This window comes from Clostridioides sp. ZZV15-6597, assembly GCF_020657815.1.
Taxonomy (GTDB): domain Bacteria; phylum Bacillota; class Clostridia; order Peptostreptococcales; family Peptostreptococcaceae; genus Clostridioides.
The window spans coordinates 1-19,646 of sequence record NZ_JAGWCT010000008.1 but is presented as its reverse complement, the minus strand read 5'-3'; the positions used below and the strand labels follow the sequence as shown (position 1 = coordinate 19,646).

Below are 19,646 nucleotides of genomic sequence, written 5' to 3'. Positions count from 1 at the left end.
AGTCGGAATGAGGCAAGCTATAGAAGCTATTAATTATAATATAGGAAATGGATAGAAAGAAAAAAGAAATATTAACACTAGCTATAGGGATTGCTTTACTACCTCCTTTATGGGCAGTGTTAGCACCTTATATAGGAATAAAAACTGGAGCTGTAGCACTTATTTGTGCAGGACTATATGTAACAAATGGTAATAAACGAAAAGATGGATTAAAAATAATGTTCGGTTTTTGGTGTGGAGATTTATGGGCAGTTTTGGCCATTTTAATTATGGAGTGTATGAATTTCAATCCAAACCTAGAATTATTTTTAACTCTTAGTATATTAGGATTTTTTGCAGTTATAATTGCATCTTTATTTGAAAAAATAATATTCCTACCAGCATGGCTTTGTGGTTGGGCCATAGGTCTAACTATTATGACAGGTGAAAGTAGTATTAACTTACAAGGTCTTTATATTCAAATTGCTGTGGCTATGGTAGTAGGAGTGTGGTATGTAGGAGCAGGTGTAGATTTATTTACTATGTGTATTTTGAAGAAAGATAAAAAAACGGGAAATTGAAAGCATGTGAATATAATTTGATTATAGGAGAATGTTTATGGGATTTGAATTTAAAATAATGAGAAGTTTAATATATGTAGGACTTGCTAAGGAAGAGTATAGACCTAAATTAATGGACTGGTTATATCGCTACCATATTCCAGATAGTATTAGTAATTTTGGACCATATTGTACTAAATATGCTTTTTATCAAGCGTATCCTACACCAGATGAAGGCGAACGTTTTGGTGTACGTAAGATGCAATTAACAGAGCACTATTGGATTGTAGATGAACATATGCCTGAAATGGCAAATAGAATTATGACAGAATACATGCCTATGGATGTTCTCCGTTGGCAAGGGTGTATACCAGATGTGGAGAATAAAAAAGTTCATGAGAATGCAGAAAGTGGAGATGCAGGACGTGCAGTAGGTGGGGATAACGGATGTCCACCATTTATATTTGCTTTTGTTCCAATAAACTGGGAAGAAGATTTTAGAGGAAAAGGGCGTACTGTACAAGATGGACCAAACTATCGCTGGCAATTTATGATTAAGTATCCAGATGGCATTTCTAAAGAAGAAGGAGAAAAATGGTTCTATGATGAAGTAGTTCCATACTTTACAAACTGCTGTTATGTTAATCGTTTTGTAAGTAGTAAAATTATGATTAACTATGGAGCAACTGCCTTTGATCGTGTAGTAGAACTATGGTTTGAAGGAGAAGAAGAATGGTATAAAGCTGTGGTTGAAGGAACAAAATCATTTATCAAAAAGCCAGAATGGGCACAAGAAGAAGAGTTCCCATATTTAAAGCCGCAATTTAATATTGCATCAGTATTCTTAGGCGATATAGCAACTATGGATGCATATTCACAGTATCGTGGATATATTCCAATGAGATAAAAATTATAATTCATAACAAGCAAGTGGTGCACAATGACTATTATAGGCATCCGGTTTAGCCATAGTATCTCAAGTAAGTGGTGTGGCAATTGAAGTTGGACAATATGTATCAGCAAGTACAATAGCTACAAGTTGTTGGATTGATTTCAATTTTTAGGTGATATTCTTAATTATTCAACATTTATAGTAATGGTTATAGCTGTTATATGTAGTTTTATATTTATATTGATGATAAATAAGGCTAATAAATATGAAATAACAGCATTAGAATAAATTGATAATATTTGTTAAAAAAGAATTTAGAGTGTATTTAAAGATTAAGATGTTCCCTTTATGGTAGACAGTTGAAATAATAAAACTGTTAGAATAAAGGGAATATTTTTATGTCTAGGAAATCTTTTGAAATAAAAATTAAATATGTGCAAGAATATATTGTAAGGAAAGTATTATTATTAGAAATATGTAGACAAGATAATATTTATAACTTATCATATTAACAAGTTTACACTTGGCTTAGGAAATATAAAGCTAATGGACAAGAATCTCTTACTGATAATAGAGGTAAAAAATAGATAAATACTCAGTTAAAAATGTACTAGAATTATTAGATGAGAAATGGTGTACTCATATTTTGGAGAAATAAAAAGAGTAATTCCAAAGATTAAGAAATACTAAGCTGATTTTGACAATTCGAGATTTAGAAGATGCTGGAATTGTTAATAAGAAGCAATTTAATGAACATAAAGAGCATATATCAATAATAGGAGAATACAATGTATACAATTGGACAAGTATCTAAATTTTTAGGTATATCTAGAGATACACTAAAATTTTATGAAGACAAGGGATTAGTAAAACCTAAGAAAAATGATGAAAATGGATATAGAAAATATAATCAGTTTGATATATATGATATTACAACGATAAATTTTTATAGAGAAATTGATATCGAAATTAAAAAGATTCAAGAAATAATGAAAAGCAAGAGTATAAATAATTTAGAGCTTTTGCTAGAAGAGAAAGAACAAATCATATTGGAAGAAATAGAATATAAAAAGCTTCTTTTAAAAAAGATTCAGTTAATTAAAGAAGACTGTGACAAAATTAAAAAATATTTTGGGAAATACGCAATAAAAGAAATGAAACCTTTAGAAGTAAAGGGTAGAATAAAAAGTGTTACTGAATATGATGAATATGAAACTTTAAGAGAGAATACAGAAAGTCTAAAAAAAGCAGTTACATTAACTGCTTTAAGAAGAGTAATAAGTTTTAGTCAAGAAGGCATAACAGGAGAGAAGTTTATAATTGTAAAAGAAATAGAGGGCTTTGACAAAAACATAGAAGGTGAAGTTCTCGCTCATCCAAATTGCATTTATACTATTATTGAAGATGGAAGATGGTCAACTGGAGGAGAAAATATTGATGATAAGGTGGAAGACCGATTAAGAAAAATAGCAATAGAAAATGGATATGACTTACTTGGAATAGTCTATGTTAACATATTGCTTACTACTTACGAAGAAGGGCTTGAACGCATATTTTTAGAAATATATGCACCTATAAAAAAATAATATAAAAAACATTGACCTGAGACTTACTCATAGGTTTAAACTCATTGTATAAGCAATTATAACTTATATAGCAGTTAAATATTAATTTGAAATGAGGGTTCTTATGATAGTAGAGAAAACATTAAAAAGACCTATAGTAAGTTTTATTATTTTAACAAATATAATTTTCTTACCACTTTTTTTATTAGCATTAGCAACTAGAATGTTAAAACTTCCAACAGTGGTATCTGACATTACTTTGTGTATATCAGCCTGGTCATCAACTTTTGCATTTATGATATTATTTAAAAAAATTTACCCAGATGAAAAATTTCTAGTATATGTAAAAGATAGATTTAGAAATAAATTTAAATTTTCAATAGTATCTATAGTAATTAGTATACAAGTTTTAATAGCTATAGTAGTTATACTTATATTAACATCTAAAAATCATGGAATAATGCCTAGCTTCACAGTTTCATCATGGGGAGCGTTTATATATTTATTCTTAAAAAATTTATTTGCAGGTCCATTAGGTGAGGAATTAGGTTGGATAGGATTTGTTCAAAGTGAACTTCAGAAAAAACATTCTCCTTTAAAAGCATCAATAATAGTAGGGTTTTGGTGGGGGATGTGGCATTTACCAATATGGTTTACAACAGGATTTACAGGGATTGATTTAATAAAATATATTATATTTTTTATGATTGCGATTATATCAACTAGTATTATAGTGGCAACTTTTTATAATTTAAATAAAACTTTGTTAGTATCTATTATAATACATCAACTATTTAATTTTCTAATTGGGATAATTAGTGGAAGTTTAATAGAACTTATAAAATACTATGCAATATTATATTTGGTATTTGCAATTGTATTGATAGCTATAAATCCAAGAAATGCACTATATAAAAAGTTTTCTAAAAACACAACACAAACTCTTTAAGAGTGTAAGGGAGAATCATGTCATAAATGAGTGATATGACTCTCCCTTACTTATTAATTAATTTTAAGTGAAAAATATTTGTAAGCATTCTCTTAAATCTGATTCTATTTTTAGTAGGTTTTTTATAAATAAAAAATTTATAGGATATTATTTACTGTTATGATAAAATATAAAGAAATTGTTTTAGGAACCTGGAGGAATAGATATGGTTTTATTGGTTGTTGATACACAAAACCTAATAACAAATGAAAAGTTGTATAATTTTCATGGATTTGTAGCAAACGTAGAGAATTTAATTGATACAGCAAGAAAAAATAATATAGAAGTAATATACATACGTCATGATGATGGGGCTGAAAATGAATTAACTAAGGGTAATGATGGTTTTGAAATATATGAAAAATTTAAACCATGTAATGAAGAAAAAATATTTGATAAAGAAGTAAATAGTTCTTTTAAGAGAACAGGTTTATTAGAATACTTAACAAATAAGAGCGAAAAAGATGTAATTGTCACTGGACTTCAAACAGATTACTGTATTGATGCCACTATAAAATGTGGATTTGAGCATGGATTTAATATAATAGTTCCAGCTTATGCAAATACAACTGTTGGCAATTCATTTATGTCAGCAGAACAATCATATAAATACTACAATGAATTTATATGGAATGGAAGATATGCAGAGTGTATTTCTTTAGAAGAAACACTTAAAAGAATGAAATAGATAAGTATAGACTACTATATAAGAAAGAAAATTTAGCTAAATAAGGCACATTAATTTGAATTGATGTGCCATTTTAGGTGTAATAATTTATGTAAAATTGATGTGATTTTTATTTCTTTAAATCTAATTTTTCTTGAGTTCCTTTATTTAAGAAACTCTTTTTTTATGTATTTTATGTATAGAATATATACTTGTACTATAGTTTGTATTTTAGATAAGTTTAATTTTTGTCTTAATCTAAAACAAAAGTTAGACTTAAATGAAATTGAAAAGGCTAAAATTATCAAATAAAATAAATATTGTGGAGGTGATGAAAATCCAGCGATAATATAAAGACTAATCTTAATAAGAAAGTAGGGATTAATAGAAGTGGACAAAGAAATTGTATCAATTCTTCAGATTTTATTAAATAGCACATTGATTACAGCTGATGAACTACAAGAAGAATCTAATGCATCAAAGAGGCAAATTACTTATAGAATAAATAAAATCAATGACATACTTAAAGTAAAAAAAGTACCACTTATATATTTAAGAGCTGATAAAGATATTATTGTTAAAAAAGATACAAAAGATGCAATTAAAGAAATCCTAGAAAAAAACTATTCTAAGAATACTTACTACTTTAGCAAAACAGAAAGAATTTTATATATGTATTTAATGCTTTTTATTAATCTGGAGGATATTTCAATTAATCATTTTATAGATTCTATAAAAGTAAGTAGGTCTACTGTAAATCTTGATTTTAAAGATTTGATACCAGGGCTTGAGAAAAAGAACATTAAAGTTAAGAACAATCGTATAAACGGATATTACTTAGTCGGGAATGAGATGGAAATTAGAAGAGTACTTATTAAAAACATTATAGAAACGCTATCTAATGAGAAAAGTTCAAGAGTATTTGATATTTTTATTGAAGAGTATAAGTTAGATAGTTTTGAAGAAGCTAAAAAAATTATATTAAAGCTTGTAAAAAAATATGAAATTACTTTTGTTGAAGATAGATTAATAGAGTTCATATATATCTTTATCTTTCTAAAAGCAAGAATGTATTCAAATAGAATAGTTATTCAAGAAAATATAGATATTCCTAATATTGCAGTCATGAGTTCGATGAAGGAATACAAATTTGCTAGGGAACTATTAGAAGTATATGAGAGTAAAGAGAAGATAAAATCTCATAATATAATGTATATTAGTGCTTGGATTTTAGGTATATCAGTAGGAAATGATGAAGAAGATACAGAAGATAGAGCTGTTATTTCAAAAATTGTAAATAAAATGATGACAAAGTTTGGATATTTAAGTGGAGTTTATTATATAAGCCAAGAAAAAATATTTAAGAGACTATATTCTCATTTTAGACCAGCCTATTACAGACTTTTATTTAAATTGCCTATTTATAATCCAATTTGTGAAAAGGTAAAAGAAGAATATAGATTAGTTTACAGAATTGTGAGTAATGCAATGAAAGAGTTTTGTGGGCTATTTGGAGAAGACATTCAAGAAGAGGAATTAGCGTATTTAACTATGCATTTTGCAACCCTTTTCTCAGATAAAAAAGAGTTTGATGGACCTAGAAAAAGGAGAGCATTGATAGTTTGTTCAAATGGTGTTGGTAGTTCAGCTATTTTACATGCAGAACTGACAAGCTTGTTCCCTGATTTGCATTTTCTACCAATATTAGAATCCTCTGAGTTGGAAAATATCAGTGAATCTGTAGACATTGTGTTTACTACTAATTATAAGGCAGAGGGTTTAAAAACAGACGTTCCAGTAATTAAAGTTAGTCCTGTTATGACCCCAAAAGAAAAATATAAGGTTACACGTGAAGTGTACATTCAATTGGGTGATATTTTTTTAAGGCAACCTAAAATAGATGAGGTTATGGATATAATAAAAAAATATGCAAAAGTAACTTCTGAGAGTATGCTTTCAAGTGAGTTATTAGCTTATTTTACACAGATAGAAAATTTTACGTCTAAGGAAGGAGAAGGACCTATGCTAAGTGACATTACTAATGAAACACTAATAAAACTAAGGATAAAAGCTAAAGATTGGGAGGAGGCTATTAGACAGTCAGCTTCTGTCTTAGTTGAAAATAATAAAGTAACTGAAGACTATGTCGATGCTATGGTTAACTCAGCAAAGGTATCTGGACCATACATAGTAATTACAAAACATGTGGCACTTCCACATGCTAGACCAGAAGCAGGGTCAAAAGAAATTGCAATAGGGATTGCTACTTTAGAAAATCCTATTGAGTTTGGAAATGATGATAATGACCCTGTAAAATATGTATTTTGCTTAAGTGCAATAGATAATAATAGTCATTTACGTGCTATGTCTGAGTTAGTTGAATTATTGGAAGAAGAGGAATTCTTTAGAGTTTTAGATAATGCTAAGGAAGCCAATGAAATTATTGATTTTATAAAAAAACACGAATTATAAAAGGGGGATTTAATTATGTATAAAATTTTAATCGCATGTAGAGCAGGAGTTGGCTCAAGTTTGATGTTAAAAATAAAGACTCAACAAATTATTAAGGAAAATAATTTTCCAATTGAAGTAGAGCATGGTTCATTAGACTCATTAAATGGATTCAATGGAGATGCTGTAGAAACATTAATTGATGTTGCTGAAGAGTTAAAAAATAAAGATTTGAAATTTGATATAATTGGAATTCACAATATTGTTGACCGTAATGAAATTAAAACGGCATTAGAAAAATTTCTTGCATCGAAAGAAAAATAAAATTTAATAGAATAAGGAGGGCTATTTATGGAGTTTATTATTAGTTTATTGAGTACACCAGCTGTTTTACTTGGTGTAGTTGCATTTATAGGATTGATTCTTCAAAAGAAACCAGCTGTTGAAGTATTTACTGGAGCTTCAAAAACACTTATAGGTTTCTTGATATTTGGTATTGGTGCTTCAGCTATGACTGGAGCATTACAGAACTTCAATAAATTATTCCAACAAGGTTTTGGAATTACAGGTGTTATAGCTTCACCAGAAGCAGCTACTGCACTTGCACAAGGTACATATGGTTTTGCAGTTTCATGTACATTGATTCTTGGATTCATATTAAACTTAGTTTTTGCACGTATTACAAGATTCAAAAATATTTTCTTTACAACAGGTCATAGTTTATTCTTTTCTTGTGTATTAGTTTTGATTATGAAAGCACATGGATTCGATAATACAATTACTATTTTAGTAGGTGGTACTATCTTAGGATTTATGTCTGCTGCATTACCTCAATTCTGTCAACCATTTATGCGTGAACTAACAGGTGGGGATGAACAAGCTATTGGTCACTTCAACATGATTGGCTATGGTTTATCAGGTTATATTGGTCGTTTATTTTCAAAGCATAAAGAAGAAACAACAGAAACGATTAAATTTCCTAAGTGGTTATCAATATTCAGAGATTTCTTAATGGGTCTGTCTATAGTTATGCTAATCTTATTCTATGTAGCAACATTAAAAGCTGGTCACGCATTTACTCAGGAACTTGCTGGCTCAACACACTGGTTGGTGTTCCCTCTTATAGAAGCATTTACATTCGTAGCTGGTATGTCAATATTAATGTCAGGTGTTCGTATGTTCTTGGCTGAAATAACTGCAGCATTCGTAATTATTTCAGAAAAATATATTCCAGGTTCACGTCCTGCATTAGATGTACCAACAGTATTTCCATACGCACCAAATGCAGTTATTATCGGATTTATTTCAGCATATGCTGCTGGTCTATTAGCAATTGTTATTATGGCATCACTTCCTAATATATTCCCTGTAGTAATTATTCCAGCCGCTCATATATGTTTCTTTTCAGGTGGTACAGCTGCAGTATTTGGTAATGCATCAGGTGGATGGAGAGGAGCTATTGTTGGCTCATTCGTTGTAGGATTATTTCTTGCATTCTTACCAGTTATACTATATCCAGTTTATGGGACACTTGGTATAGAAGGTGCAACTTTCCCTAACATTGATTATAACGTGGTTGGTTCAATATTACATAATATTTTACAATTTATAAAACCTATCTAAGACATATTAATATTATACAAGGACAATAGGTATTACCATTATAATTTTAAGGAGGATAAATCTATGGTAGAAAATACATTACCTGTATTTCTAGAGAATCTATCTAATGAAGTTGCGACGTTCATTGCTTCAATAGATGAAGTATCTATAAACAAAGCACGTGATTTAATTTTCGAAGCAGAAAGGAATCATGGACGTGTGCATGTAACTGGTATTGGTAAGCCAGGCCATGTATCAGGATATATTTCCTCATTGCTTTCTTCAACTGGGACACCAGCATATATATTGCATGGTACAGAAGCAGTACATGGGTCAAGTGGTCAAGTACTTGAGGGTGACGTTGTTATTGCAATATCTAATAGTGGTGAAACTAAAGAATTAAAAGCAACTGTTGAAACATTAAAAGCAAATGGAGCAAAAATAATTGGTGTAAGTGGCAATGTTGATTCATACTTAAAAAATTCTTCTGATATATTTTTATTTGCAGGTGTTAAACAGGAAGGCGATTGCCTTAATAAGGCTCCTCGTGCGTCAATTCTTGCTGAAACTATAGTATTACAATCATTAAGTGTTGCACTTCAGTACGCTAAAGGTCTTGATGCACAGCAGTATTTGAAGTGGCACCCAGGAGGAAGTCTTGGAAAGTCTATTAGAGAGGGAATGTAATTTTATGAAATATAAAGGTATTATATGTGCAATGATAACGCCATTTGATGAAAATCAAAATATCAATCCACATGCAACATGTGAGTTGATTGATTATCTAATTGATAGAGGAATCTATGGATTATTTATTTTAGGAACTAATGGTGAATGTCATGTACTTACAGATGATGAAAAGGTTGAATTTGCAAAAATTGTTATCAATCATACTAATAATCGTGTACCAGTTTTTGTTGGTACTGGTGGCAATTCAACTCGTGAAGTTATAAATTTATCTAAGAGAATGGAAGACATAGGTGCAAGTGCATTATCGATTATTACGCCATACTTTGTGGCTCCAACACAACAGGAATTAATTTTACATTATAAAGCTATTGCTAAGGCAGTTAACTTACCAATTATGATGTATAACATGCCAGGTAAGACAGGAATTAATATTGAACCTGAGTCAGTATGTGAATTATCTAAGGTAAAGAATATTGTTGGAATAAAGGATAGTAGTGGTAAGCTTGATAATATAAAAGCTTATATTGAAATAACTAGGAATGAAGACTTCAGTGTATTTTCAGGCTCAGATTCACTTATTCTTGACACCTTGAAATCTGGTGGGCAAGGTGCTGTTGCAGCCACAGCAAATTTTCTAACAGAGATTGATATTGCTATTTATGATAACTTTATCAAGGGTGATTTAAAAGCAGCTCAAAAAGCTCAAAATAGTATTGAAGAACTTCGTCGTATTCTAAAATTTGGGACTATCCCATCTGTTATAAAGAAAACTGTTGTCTTAAATGGAATTAATGTTGGACCTGCACGACTTCCTGTAACTGAGCCAACTAGAGAAGTACTTGAAGAAATTAAGCAAGTAGTTGAAAATTATATAGCAATGTTTAATAAAGTGTTATAAATAGAGCAGGCAATTATGTTAATGTGTAGAGAATACATGTCTTATAAGCAATATTAATAAATTAAATAGAGATTAAAACGCTTTAATGAATACAGAGGTGAACGATATGAAAAAGATGAATATAACCAAAAAAATGGTAGAATGTGGAGCTCTAGCAATTGTAAGGGCGGAAACACTTGAGCGTGCATGTGAGATTGCTGAAGGCTGTATTAAAGGTGGAGTACCAGTTATAGAAATGAGTTATACCTTGAATAATGCTGGGGAAATTATTCAAGGGCTTAGCAAGAAGTATGGTAAAGTACTTTGTGTAGGAGCAGGAACAGTTTTGGATAGCGAAACAGCTCGTCATGCCATTTTACATGGAGCTCAGTTCATTATTGCACCGAATTACAATGAAGGTGTAGCAAAAACTTGTAATAGATATCAAATTCCTTACGCACCAGGGTGTACATCATTGACAGAAGCAGTAGATGCATTGAGTTTAGGGGCTACCTTTATCAAAGCTTTTCCAATATCAGATTTCTATGGACCTAAACTAGTGAAGGTATTCAAGACACCAATACCTGATATGCCGATATTGGCAAGTGGTGGAATTACTCTTGATAACTTACATATATGGTTGGAAAATGGTGTTGATGTGTGTGGATTTGGTGGGTTATTAACCAAAGGTAGCGTTGAAGATATTGCTGAAAATGCTAGAAAGATTCGTGAAATAATTAAAAATACAAGAGAAGCTTAAAGTTGGAGCTGTTGCATGAACAATTATAAATTGATGTGTAACAGCTTTCTTTTTTATGTAGAGTAGCTTATTTTTAATATACGAGGAGAAATTCCTCTTCCTCACTGTAGGAGGTGTTCCACTAGATGTTATAAAACAATACATAGAAAATAAAATATCCTAATAGGTGTAACAGATAAACATGTTACAAGTAAGTGATACGGTTTATTATTTATAATTTTATTATTTGAAATGTAGATAAATCCAGCAATGCAACTAATAGTTAACAAGATGCAACCATATAAGTCTTGTGAATAAACCAATAGATAAATATAATTTAAATTGAGATGAGGTGATTATGTTGAACTTGGGGGAAAATTTAAAAAGACTAAGAAAAGAAAGAAATTTATCACAAGAACAACTTGCTGAAATGCTAAATGTATCTAGGCAAGCTATATCAAAATGGGAATCTAATAAAACATATCCAGATATAGAAAATCTAATATTATTAAGAACTCTATTTAATGTAACTTTAGATGATTTAATAGTTAATGAAAATAAAACTGAAGTTGAAGATACGATTGTAGCAAGTAAATTACCTACTGATAATATCACAGATTATGATAAAAATGAGGAAGAAAATGACCCATCAGATAATTTAATTATAGCTGGTTTTATAATTGGTATATCAATTGGATTTGTAACAGATAATTTTATGTGGGGGGTAGTTGGTAGTTTTATAGGTATGGGAATTAGTTATATACTGGAATATGTAAAAAAAGAGATAGAATAAATTAAATTTTAAAAAGGTTAAACCTATAGATTTGCAAGATAAGGTATATGAAATGAGTCCAATAGAAATTTTTAAGGCATTAATAGATAACAGGATTAGATTAGGATTATTTTCTTATGCTATATTAAATGATTATAAATTGAGCCAGGGAGAAAAGTATTTTATTAAATTTATTTAAACAATTTTAGTATATCTACTGTAGGATATTTAAAAATAAAACTTTATAATAATGAATAATTAACATAGACCATATAAGATAATTACTTATGTGGTTATTTTTTAGTGAAGAAAGTACTTTTAAAAGTATAACAGAGAACTATATTATAAGTAATAGATACAGTATTTATGTGTATAGTATATAACATAAATATAGAATCAAAAAAATAAAAATAGCAATGGTCAATCGGACTTATAGAGTTAATACAAAACACTGTAAATAGTATATTTAAATTTATATGATTTTCTATTATTTTGTACATAATTTCATTAAAAGAAGGCAATTTTAGATAAATATAAGAAAATTATGGTTAAGAAACAATAAATTCCACCCTATATATAAAATGAATCAAGTTTTGTTTGCAATAAATCAAACCTATTGCCTAAATTAGAAGAAATCAACTTTACAAATTGAAGTTTTGTAATAATGTCAATAAATTTTGAAGTTATAGCATTAGGTAAATCAATAATAGCCACCCCTTTAGCATTCGAGCTGGACAAAGAAGTATATCTTCATTGGATTGTATTTTATAAAAAATTGTATTAGGAAGTGAAAAAATTTATACTAAGCCATCAGAAGAAGCAATTAGGCAATTCTATTTACAATATTATCTAAGTGTAAATGAATTAGAGCAATCCTGTAGTGATATTGAAATATTGATTGATAAAAAATAAATTTTATTTTTAAAAGCGGTTGATTATGACAGATTGACTGCTTTTTCTTTTATGAACTTAATTACAATAGGCAAGTATTAAAAAGAGATATTTACTTTTCTAAGTATAGGGATGTATTTGTCAATATAAGTATAATGTGGTATTATATAGGCTCAAAAGAAATTTTATATTTAAAAATAAAATTAAAAATAATAAATGGAGGACATATAAATATGGAAAATTTGCCAAATTGCCCGAAATGTAATTCAGAATATACTTATGAAGATGGAACTCTTCTAGTTTGTCCAGAATGCTCTTATGAGTGGACATTAGGATTAGATACAGAAGAAGATACAAACATTATTAAAGATGCAAATGGAAATGTGTTAAATGATGGAGATGCTGTAACAGTAATAAAAGACCTTAAAGTAAAAGGAAGTTCATCCTCTATAAAGATAGGAACAAAAGTAAAAAGTATACGTTTAATTCATGACCCATCTGATGGGCATGATATAGAATGTAAAATAGATGGTTTTGGAGCTATGAAACTAAAGTCTTCTGTTGTCAAAAAAGCATAGTATAAAAAATTTGTGATATTTATGAAATAATCTATATAGCTATTGTACAGATATAAATTTAATGTAGTAATAGAAAATTCATTAGGAGGGTAGCTTATGTGTTATTTTTTAAAAGGTGAAGAACAAGATTACTATGTAAATAAAGTAATGGAAGAAATGAAAAAAGTAGTACCTATAGTGTACAGATGCTGTGAAGATAGTGAAGATGGAGAAGCAGTAGCTGGATGTGATGAAAATGGTGAAGTAAAGTTATGGATAACATTTGGCCCAAATGAAAGGTTAGAAATGGATAAACAGATAGAAAAAGGTACATTACTAGAATATATTATTGGTTAAGAAAGAAATCTTAGTATTTCTTTCTTTTTTTGTGACAAATTTAGCTTATAGATTTTTAAAGGATAATTTATATATTTTCTTGTGTGAGTGTAATAGATTATTTTTAAATGGGGGTTCTAAATATTTTATCTGTCCTCCTTAATATACTATTATCACTTTTATCTGGATTTATAAGATATTGTATGTATAAGATATGTAGATAAAAATCAAGGCAAAATTTAAAATAATACAATTTAAAAATGTAACATAAAATTATATCATAAACAAAGTTATAATCAGTCATGGAAAAGAGCAATTACTTTTATTAAGATGTGATAAGATAAATACAAATAAGAAAATCCTAATATACTAGAACTAAGTATCTTCAAAAAATTACTTTATTTTAAATTCATTAAAATAAAAAATTATAACCATATTTTTAATAAATTTTAAAATATAGCTAATATTGACTAAGGAGTTATTTACTAAAAAATAATCAAAATATTTAAAGATATTTTAGGATATAGGTTAAGTCTAAAATAAAAAATAAATGTATGTTAGAAGTATAATCAAATCTAACATATAGGAGGGTTATATGAGAGAGATAGTAACTTATTCGTTATGCGAAAGAGAGGAAAGTTCTAATAAATATTATAAAGATGTATCACTTTTTACCAATCAAGTAATAGATAAAGTTTCCAAATCTACTGGTATATATACAGAAGAATTTAGAGCGTTTATATATCAAAATGAGATAGAATGTGTAAGAAGTAATATAGAATATGTACTTGAACTATTAGTCTTAGGTTTATTATGGAAAATATATATAAATAAATCAATAACATTAAAGAAAATACCTAAAAGTATGCTTATAAAACTATCCAAATTAAGGGAAAAAAACAATCTAAAAAGAACAGCAGATTTTTGTAGAGGAATTTTAGCAACGATATTTTTGAATAAAGAGTATAGAAATAATATAGATTTAACACTGAAAAACTTTAGAAAACTAATTGATTAGTTATCAGCTACAGGAGAATTTAATCAAGAAGTCAAGAGGTTAAAAATATGGTTGGAGCTGAAATAATGAATAGGTGCTATAGAGAAGAATTTTTGAATGCAAAAGAAAAAAGACTGTTTTTACAAAACAAATGGTAGATGTTGAGGATGTAGGTATAATTGGTGTAGCATGCGTACTTAACCTTATATCTGGAGGATGGAAAGCGAAAAATTTTGGATTTGTTCCTCAATGTGTAGTATTAGATTATTGTGGATGCAAAAATCATTGGCATGAAAAAGGTATTGTTACAGATATTAGAGTTGATAGATTACTGTATACTATTGGAATAAAGGACACTTTAACTTATAATTAAGAAGAAGTAATTTTGTACAAATAGTTTAAAAATGACTTATTAATAAATATTAATTTATAAAATGCAAAAACAAAAGGAGAATAGATATGAAAGCTATACATAAAGATAAATATAATAATCAACTATTTGAAAGTTTAAAAATTGACTGTGAAAATTGTTTTGGACTTTGTTGTGTGGCCCTTTATTTCTCTGCTTCAGAAGACTTTCCTGTTAATAAGGAATCAGGTAAACCATGTACTAACTTACAATCAGATTTTAAATGTTCTGTACATAAAAATCTTAGAAGGCAAGGATTTAGAGGTTGTACTACATATGATTGCTTTGGTTCAGGTCAAAAGGTAGCTCAAGTAACATACAAAGGAAAAAACTGGATACAAGAGCCGGAGTTAGCAAACCAGATGTTTGAAGTATTTTTAGTTATGAGGCAGTTACATGAAATGTTATGGTATCTTAAAGAAGCATCTACATTAGATATATCTGATGCAATCAAAGAAAAACTTAATCTAATAATTGAAGAAACTGATAAGATAACTAATATGAGTCCAGAACAACTAATAGATTTAGATATAATATCACATCGAGCAAAGGTTAATTCATTATTGTCACACGCTAGTGACTCTGTATTAGAAAAAGTCAAATCTTTTGTAAAGAGTTCCAATTTTAAAAATAAGAAAAAATTAAGTAAAAGTATGGATTTAATAGGAGCTGACCTTAGAAAAACAAATTTAATAGGAGCAGATTTAAAAGGTAAATTTCTTATAGCAGCTAATCTAAGTGAGACAGATTTAAGTGGTGCTAATTTGATAGGAGCAGATTTAAGAGACTGCGATATTAGAGGGGCAAATCTTAAAAATAGTGTATTCCTTACACAATTACAGATTAATACTGCAAAGGGAGATTCTAATACAAAGTTACCAGAGATACTAGTACGTCCTAAATACTGGGATAAATAATTAAATTATTACATAACTTTACAAAATATGAACTTTTTTGACTCCAGTTCATAGTATATATTAGAGGTTCTTTAGAGGAATTTCTTAATATATAATATAATAGGAGAGATATAAAAATGAGTTATCAAAATTGTAAATGTGAAAAAGATTATATGTATGAGGATTATAAATATAATAAATGTAATAAGTGTTATAATGACTATGAAGAAATGACACATGTTCATGAATACTCAGAAAGTGTTAAATTAGCAGAAGAATGTGACGATAGACATAATCATCGTGCTGCAGGAGTTACAGGTGAAGTTATACCAATAAATGGTGGAACAAATCATGTTCATAAAATAAATGATAATGTAGATTTTCTTGACCATTTCCACAAGATATGTGTTACAACAGGTCCAGCAATTAATATACCAGGAACTAATAAGCATGTTCACTTAGTATGTGGAAATACTACTGTTAATGATGGCCACTGCCATAAATTCCTTTTTACTACTCAAATAGAAGCACCTTTAGTATAAACTAAGGTAAATTATTGTAGTAAATTTATTAAATGTAAGTATGTAAATTATAAAAGTGTATTAGAGATAATATTTAAATTTAATGAGGACTATGATATTAACTTTCATAGTCCTTTATAATTTCTATCTTTGATAAAAAAGAATATTAATTATGGAGAGGAGATTATTATGAGTTCTGAAATAGTTTTTGAAATGAAACAAAGAAGTGCAAAAGAATTTCAAGAGATGTTACAAGTTTGGGAATCATCAGTAAGAGCAACACATGATTTTTTAATAGAAAAAGATATTGAATCTTTGAAGCCATTAGTTAAAATTGGTTTGACACAAGTAGAAACTATGGTTTGTGTAAAAGATGATAATATGATTAAAGCCTTTATGGGAATAGATAAAGATAAAATTGAAATGTTATTTATAAAAGGTGAATATAGGAGTAATGGTATTGGAAAAAAACTAATATTATATGCCATAAATAAATACAATATAAAATATGTTGATGTAAATGAACAAAATAAAAAAGCAGTGGGATTTTATACTCACTTAGGGTTTAAAGAGTTTGATAGGTCTGAAATAGATGGGCAAGGGAATCCATATCCAATATTACATATGAAACTAGGTTAGTATAGATTTAGTACTATATTAAATATATAAGCAAATACAAGTTAATAGTAGAAAGCACTTTTTTAAGAAGAAGAAAGTGCTTTTTTTATTTGTGAATAGTCGTAAATAGAATAATTTGTAAGATATTAAATTATAAATTATTAAAAGATAATATATATTTAAGTTATTTACAGGTTAAAATATAATAAAAAGATTAAGGGGATATCATGAAAAAGAGAATTTTAAATAATTTTATAAAATTGGTGAAATATAACTGGAGTACATTAATTCTATTTGAGTTATTTCATAAAGGATTAGCTTTGTTGATTATATTACCATCAATTAAATTTGTATTAAGTAGTTCTATGAAAAGTGCAAATATAGTGTATTTAAGTACTGATAACATAGGAGAAATATTAACGAATCCTCTATCAATAATATTAGCTATACTGTCAATTATAATATTGGCATTTTATATGTTTTTTGAATTTACTTCAGTAATTATTTGTTTTGATAAATCACGAATTTCTGAAAAAATTACTTTGTTTAAACTTATTAAATTATCCTTAAAAAAATCTATAAACATATTGAATCCTAAAAATATATTATTATTTGTGTTTGTATTACTAATAGTTCCATTAACGAATATAGCCTTAACCTCAGGTTTTATAGGGAAAATAAAACTTCCTGAATATATATTGGATTATATAAGTTCTAATATTGTTCTAAATATAATTTATATAGTTTTAATTTTAATATTATATATATCAGTTATTAGGTGGATTTTTAGTATACATGAAGTAACTCTAAATACAAATAGTTTTAAAGAAGCAAGAAATAAAAGCGCTAGCCTTACAAAAGGAAAAGCAATAAAATTAATACTTTATTCTTTAGGATTGTCTCTAATAGTTACTGTCATAGGGTATATAATTTATCATGTTATTATTATATTGATAGGAATATGGACTAAAAATTACACCAATGCAAACTTTTTAAAAGATATATTTATTAGTAGATGTATTATGTTTAATGATTATGCAGCATTTATTTCATCAATAGCTATATTTATAATTAGTACTGGATTTATTTCTGCGTTTTATTATGAATATAATGACATTCGTGTCTATAAAAAGAATCTAGAAAAACAAAAAAACTCAATAGGGGCAGTATTAAAAGTTACCTTGAAAATAGTAGTAATTTTATTTGTCTTACATATTGAGTCAATGATGTACTCTTTAAACAATGATATTTTATTTAATACTTCATTTTTTTATAACACAACAGCAACGGCTCACAGGGTTTCAGCGTTGGTTGCTCCAGAAAACACTATAGCAGCATTTAAAGAAACCTTTATAACTCAAGCTGAATATGCTGAAATTGATGTTCAAGAAACTAAAGATGGAGAGTTGATTTTATTTCATGATTCTAATTTTGAAAGAGTCACTGGTGTAGATAAAAATGTTTGGGAAGTAGATTATGATGAAATTAAGACATATGATGCAGGAAGTCATTTTAGGTCAAATTTTGCTGGAGAGAAAATACCAACTCTTGATGAGGCAATGAAGTATTCTAAGGGGAAAATAAAATTGCTAATAGAAATAAAGTTTAATGGTCATGAAAAAACTGATGTAGAAAAAAGAGTATTAGAGCTGATTAAATCAAATAGACTAGATAGTCAATGTGTTGTAGCATCAATGAATAAAAATGTATTAAAGAGGGTTAAAAAATTAAATCCCAATATGGTAACTTGTTATTTAACAGCAGTTGCATATGGGAATTTTTATGACTGGGACTATGTTGATATATATGGAATAGAGTCCACATTTATAAACAAAAAAGTAGTAGATAACATACATCAAAAAGGAAAACAAGTTTTTGTATGGACTATTAATAGTAGTAAATTAATGAAAAAAATGATTAATTTAAATGTAGATAGTATAATTACAGATAATCCATTTTTAGTAGATGATGTAATTTATTGGCAGAAAAATGGATTTATAAATAGAGTAGCTAATTATTTGTTTAGGTAGATTCTTATAAAGATATAATTGAAGTATATTAGACTAAAAATGTGCAAATTGTAAAATAATAATATATTTATTTTACAATATTTTAAATAACCGTATCATAGTGAAGCGATACGGTTATTTTTATTTGTTAATAACTTTATGTCTGTAATCATTTCCCCATTCATGCATTGAATTTAGAACTGGTTCAAGACTATAACCAGTTTCCGTTAGGGTATATTCTACCTTTGGAGGAACTTCTGGATAAACTTTTCTAGTTACTAAATCACTTTCTTCCATAGACCTTAAGTTTGATGTTAAAACTTTTTGAGTTATGTTTCCAATAGATTTTTTGATTTCACCAAACCTTTTAGTACCATCTAATAGTTCTCGTATAATTAATACCTTCCATCGATTACTGATGAGTTGTAAAGTAATCTCTACAGGACATTCAGGTAAATCTTTTTTCATAAATCATAACATCCTTTCTTTAATAATCCTCTTTAAAGTATTATATCATTTTAGGTAATATGCATAAAAATTTATTTTAAATATATAAGTATTTAAAAATGAAATATACCAATAGTTTCTATTAGGTAACTATAGTACTTTAAAGTGCTTACTATACAGTAG

At 28.1% G+C, this 19,646-nt stretch carries 21 protein-coding genes and 1 pseudogene; 21 read left to right on the top strand and 1 reads right to left on the bottom strand.

The annotated features are described in order from the left end of the window. Positions 1-47 precede the first annotated feature (47 nt). From KGF52_RS03250 to KGF52_RS03155, 21 genes and pseudogenes are all read left to right on the top strand, one after another. Complete coding sequence (locus tag KGF52_RS03250; RefSeq protein ID WP_227839127.1) at positions 48-560, top strand: DUF1097 domain-containing protein; 513 nt, start codon at positions 48-50, stop codon at positions 558-560. Between the two features lie 31 nt (positions 561-591). After that, positions 592-1,446 carry an acetyl-CoA hydrolase gene (locus KGF52_RS03245; protein ID WP_227828603.1) on the top strand — a complete coding sequence of 285 codons (855 nt, stop codon included), beginning with the start codon at positions 592-594 and terminating at the stop codon, positions 1,444-1,446. Between the two features lie 506 nt (positions 1,447-1,952). Continuing rightward, positions 1,953-2,018 (top strand): annotated as a pseudogene (locus KGF52_RS21585) (hypothetical protein); the annotation flags it as partial. Between the two features lie 201 nt (positions 2,019-2,219). Next, positions 2,220-3,017, top strand: coding sequence for a MerR family transcriptional regulator (locus KGF52_RS03240; RefSeq protein ID WP_227828604.1), 798 nt, complete (start codon positions 2,220-2,222; stop codon positions 3,015-3,017). Between the two features lie 103 nt (positions 3,018-3,120). Next, on the top strand, positions 3,121-3,945 hold the full coding sequence (locus tag KGF52_RS03235; protein WP_227839126.1) for a CPBP family intramembrane glutamic endopeptidase: 825 nt from the start codon (positions 3,121-3,123) through the stop codon (positions 3,943-3,945). A 205-nt stretch (positions 3,946-4,150) separates the two neighbouring features. Next, positions 4,151-4,672 (top strand): cysteine hydrolase family protein, encoded by a 522-nt coding sequence (locus KGF52_RS03230; RefSeq protein ID WP_227839125.1) that lies wholly within the window; start codon positions 4,151-4,153, stop codon positions 4,670-4,672. Between the two features lie 369 nt (positions 4,673-5,041). Continuing rightward, on the top strand, positions 5,042-7,123 hold the full coding sequence (locus tag KGF52_RS03225) for a BglG family transcription antiterminator (protein ID WP_227839124.1): 2,082 nt from the start codon (positions 5,042-5,044) through the stop codon (positions 7,121-7,123). 15 nt (positions 7,124-7,138) lie between these two features. Next, complete coding sequence (locus KGF52_RS03220) at positions 7,139-7,426, top strand: PTS sugar transporter subunit IIB (protein ID WP_227828608.1); 288 nt, start codon at positions 7,139-7,141, stop codon at positions 7,424-7,426. Positions 7,427-7,453: 27 nt separating this feature from the next. After that, a complete protein-coding gene (locus tag KGF52_RS03215) occupies positions 7,454-8,725 on the top strand; it encodes a PTS ascorbate transporter subunit IIC (RefSeq protein ID WP_227839123.1) in 1,272 nt (423 codons plus the stop codon). Between the two features lie 63 nt (positions 8,726-8,788). Continuing rightward, positions 8,789-9,391, top strand: a complete 603-nt coding sequence (locus KGF52_RS03210) for an SIS domain-containing protein (RefSeq protein ID WP_227828610.1) — start codon at positions 8,789-8,791, stop codon at positions 9,389-9,391. Positions 9,392-9,395: 4 nt separating this feature from the next. Further along, the gene (gene dapA, locus KGF52_RS03205; protein ID WP_227828681.1) at positions 9,396-10,292 is read left to right on the top strand and encodes a 4-hydroxy-tetrahydrodipicolinate synthase; all 897 of its coding nucleotides are present in this window, start codon (positions 9,396-9,398) and stop codon (positions 10,290-10,292) included. A 106-nt stretch (positions 10,293-10,398) separates the two neighbouring features. Next, complete coding sequence (locus tag KGF52_RS03200; protein WP_227839122.1) at positions 10,399-11,031, top strand: ketohydroxyglutarate aldolase; 633 nt, start codon at positions 10,399-10,401, stop codon at positions 11,029-11,031. A gap of 337 nt (positions 11,032-11,368) precedes the next feature. Continuing rightward, a complete protein-coding gene (locus tag KGF52_RS03195) occupies positions 11,369-11,803 on the top strand; it encodes a helix-turn-helix domain-containing protein (protein WP_227839121.1) in 435 nt (144 codons plus the stop codon). Between the two features lie 1,103 nt (positions 11,804-12,906). Beyond that, positions 12,907-13,251 carry a zinc ribbon domain-containing protein YjdM gene (locus tag KGF52_RS03190; RefSeq protein WP_227839120.1) on the top strand — a complete coding sequence of 115 codons (345 nt, stop codon included), beginning with the start codon at positions 12,907-12,909 and terminating at the stop codon, positions 13,249-13,251. A gap of 96 nt (positions 13,252-13,347) precedes the next feature. Further along, positions 13,348-13,587 (top strand): hypothetical protein, encoded by a 240-nt coding sequence (locus KGF52_RS03185; RefSeq protein WP_227839119.1) that lies wholly within the window; start codon positions 13,348-13,350, stop codon positions 13,585-13,587. A 574-nt stretch (positions 13,588-14,161) separates the two neighbouring features. Beyond that, positions 14,162-14,584 carry a hypothetical protein gene (locus KGF52_RS03180; RefSeq protein WP_227839118.1) on the top strand — a complete coding sequence of 141 codons (423 nt, stop codon included), beginning with the start codon at positions 14,162-14,164 and terminating at the stop codon, positions 14,582-14,584. A gap of 130 nt (positions 14,585-14,714) precedes the next feature. Further along, the gene (locus KGF52_RS03175) at positions 14,715-14,936 is read left to right on the top strand and encodes a DUF116 domain-containing protein (RefSeq protein ID WP_227839117.1); all 222 of its coding nucleotides are present in this window, start codon (positions 14,715-14,717) and stop codon (positions 14,934-14,936) included. Positions 14,937-15,022: 86 nt separating this feature from the next. Next, entirely contained in the window at positions 15,023-15,889 is an 867-nt protein-coding gene (locus KGF52_RS03170; protein WP_227839116.1) for a pentapeptide repeat-containing protein, read from the top strand. A gap of 116 nt (positions 15,890-16,005) precedes the next feature. Then, positions 16,006-16,410: a YmaF family protein gene (locus KGF52_RS03165; protein WP_227828618.1), complete on the top strand. Its 405-nt coding sequence runs from the start codon at positions 16,006-16,008 to the stop codon at positions 16,408-16,410. A gap of 168 nt (positions 16,411-16,578) precedes the next feature. Next, on the top strand, positions 16,579-17,028 hold the full coding sequence (locus tag KGF52_RS03160; RefSeq protein ID WP_227839115.1) for an acetyltransferase: 450 nt from the start codon (positions 16,579-16,581) through the stop codon (positions 17,026-17,028). 206 nt (positions 17,029-17,234) lie between these two features. Then, positions 17,235-19,037 (top strand): glycerophosphodiester phosphodiesterase, encoded by a 1,803-nt coding sequence (locus KGF52_RS03155; protein WP_227839114.1) that lies wholly within the window; start codon positions 17,235-17,237, stop codon positions 19,035-19,037. Positions 19,038-19,157: 120 nt separating this feature from the next. Here KGF52_RS03155 and KGF52_RS03150 read toward each other — a convergent pair whose 3' ends face one another. After that, positions 19,158-19,484 carry a winged helix-turn-helix transcriptional regulator gene (locus KGF52_RS03150; RefSeq protein ID WP_227828621.1) on the bottom strand — a complete coding sequence of 109 codons (327 nt, stop codon included), beginning with the start codon at positions 19,482-19,484 and terminating at the stop codon, positions 19,158-19,160. Between the last annotated feature and the right edge of the window lie 162 nt (positions 19,485-19,646).

What these genes read in the sequence shown, in the direction of transcription:
- KGF52_RS03155 (WP_227839114.1), top strand. Translation starts at nt 17,235, where the DNA reads ATGAAAAAGAGAATTTTAAATAATTTTATAAAATTGGTGAAATATAAC.
- KGF52_RS03245 (WP_227828603.1), top strand. Translation starts at nt 592, where the DNA reads ATGTTTATGGGATTTGAATTTAAAATAATGAGAAGTTTAATATATGTA.
- KGF52_RS03190 (WP_227839120.1), top strand. Translation starts at nt 12,907, where the DNA reads ATGGAAAATTTGCCAAATTGCCCGAAATGTAATTCAGAATATACTTAT.
- KGF52_RS03185 (WP_227839119.1), top strand. Translation starts at nt 13,348, where the DNA reads ATGTGTTATTTTTTAAAAGGTGAAGAACAAGATTACTATGTAAATAAA.
- KGF52_RS03230 (WP_227839125.1), top strand. Translation starts at nt 4,151, where the DNA reads ATGGTTTTATTGGTTGTTGATACACAAAACCTAATAACAAATGAAAAG.
- KGF52_RS03180 (WP_227839118.1), top strand. Translation starts at nt 14,162, where the DNA reads ATGAGAGAGATAGTAACTTATTCGTTATGCGAAAGAGAGGAAAGTTCT.
- KGF52_RS03215 (WP_227839123.1), top strand. Translation starts at nt 7,454, where the DNA reads ATGGAGTTTATTATTAGTTTATTGAGTACACCAGCTGTTTTACTTGGT.
- KGF52_RS03235 (WP_227839126.1), top strand. Translation starts at nt 3,121, where the DNA reads ATGATAGTAGAGAAAACATTAAAAAGACCTATAGTAAGTTTTATTATT.
- KGF52_RS03200 (WP_227839122.1), top strand. Translation starts at nt 10,399, where the DNA reads ATGAAAAAGATGAATATAACCAAAAAAATGGTAGAATGTGGAGCTCTA.
- KGF52_RS03150 (WP_227828621.1), bottom strand. Translation starts at nt 19,484, where the DNA reads ATGAAAAAAGATTTACCTGAATGTCCTGTAGAGATTACTTTACAACTC.
- KGF52_RS03195 (WP_227839121.1), top strand. Translation starts at nt 11,369, where the DNA reads ATGTTGAACTTGGGGGAAAATTTAAAAAGACTAAGAAAAGAAAGAAAT.
- KGF52_RS03160 (WP_227839115.1), top strand. Translation starts at nt 16,579, where the DNA reads ATGAGTTCTGAAATAGTTTTTGAAATGAAACAAAGAAGTGCAAAAGAA.
- KGF52_RS03170 (WP_227839116.1), top strand. Translation starts at nt 15,023, where the DNA reads ATGAAAGCTATACATAAAGATAAATATAATAATCAACTATTTGAAAGT.
- KGF52_RS03210 (WP_227828610.1), top strand. Translation starts at nt 8,789, where the DNA reads ATGGTAGAAAATACATTACCTGTATTTCTAGAGAATCTATCTAATGAA.
- KGF52_RS03240 (WP_227828604.1), top strand. Translation starts at nt 2,220, where the DNA reads ATGTATACAATTGGACAAGTATCTAAATTTTTAGGTATATCTAGAGAT.
- KGF52_RS03165 (WP_227828618.1), top strand. Translation starts at nt 16,006, where the DNA reads ATGAGTTATCAAAATTGTAAATGTGAAAAAGATTATATGTATGAGGAT.
- KGF52_RS03220 (WP_227828608.1), top strand. Translation starts at nt 7,139, where the DNA reads ATGTATAAAATTTTAATCGCATGTAGAGCAGGAGTTGGCTCAAGTTTG.
- KGF52_RS03250 (WP_227839127.1), top strand. Translation starts at nt 48, where the DNA reads ATGGATAGAAAGAAAAAAGAAATATTAACACTAGCTATAGGGATTGCT.
- KGF52_RS03175 (WP_227839117.1), top strand. Translation starts at nt 14,715, where the DNA reads ATGGTAGATGTTGAGGATGTAGGTATAATTGGTGTAGCATGCGTACTT.
- dapA (WP_227828681.1), top strand. Translation starts at nt 9,396, where the DNA reads ATGAAATATAAAGGTATTATATGTGCAATGATAACGCCATTTGATGAA.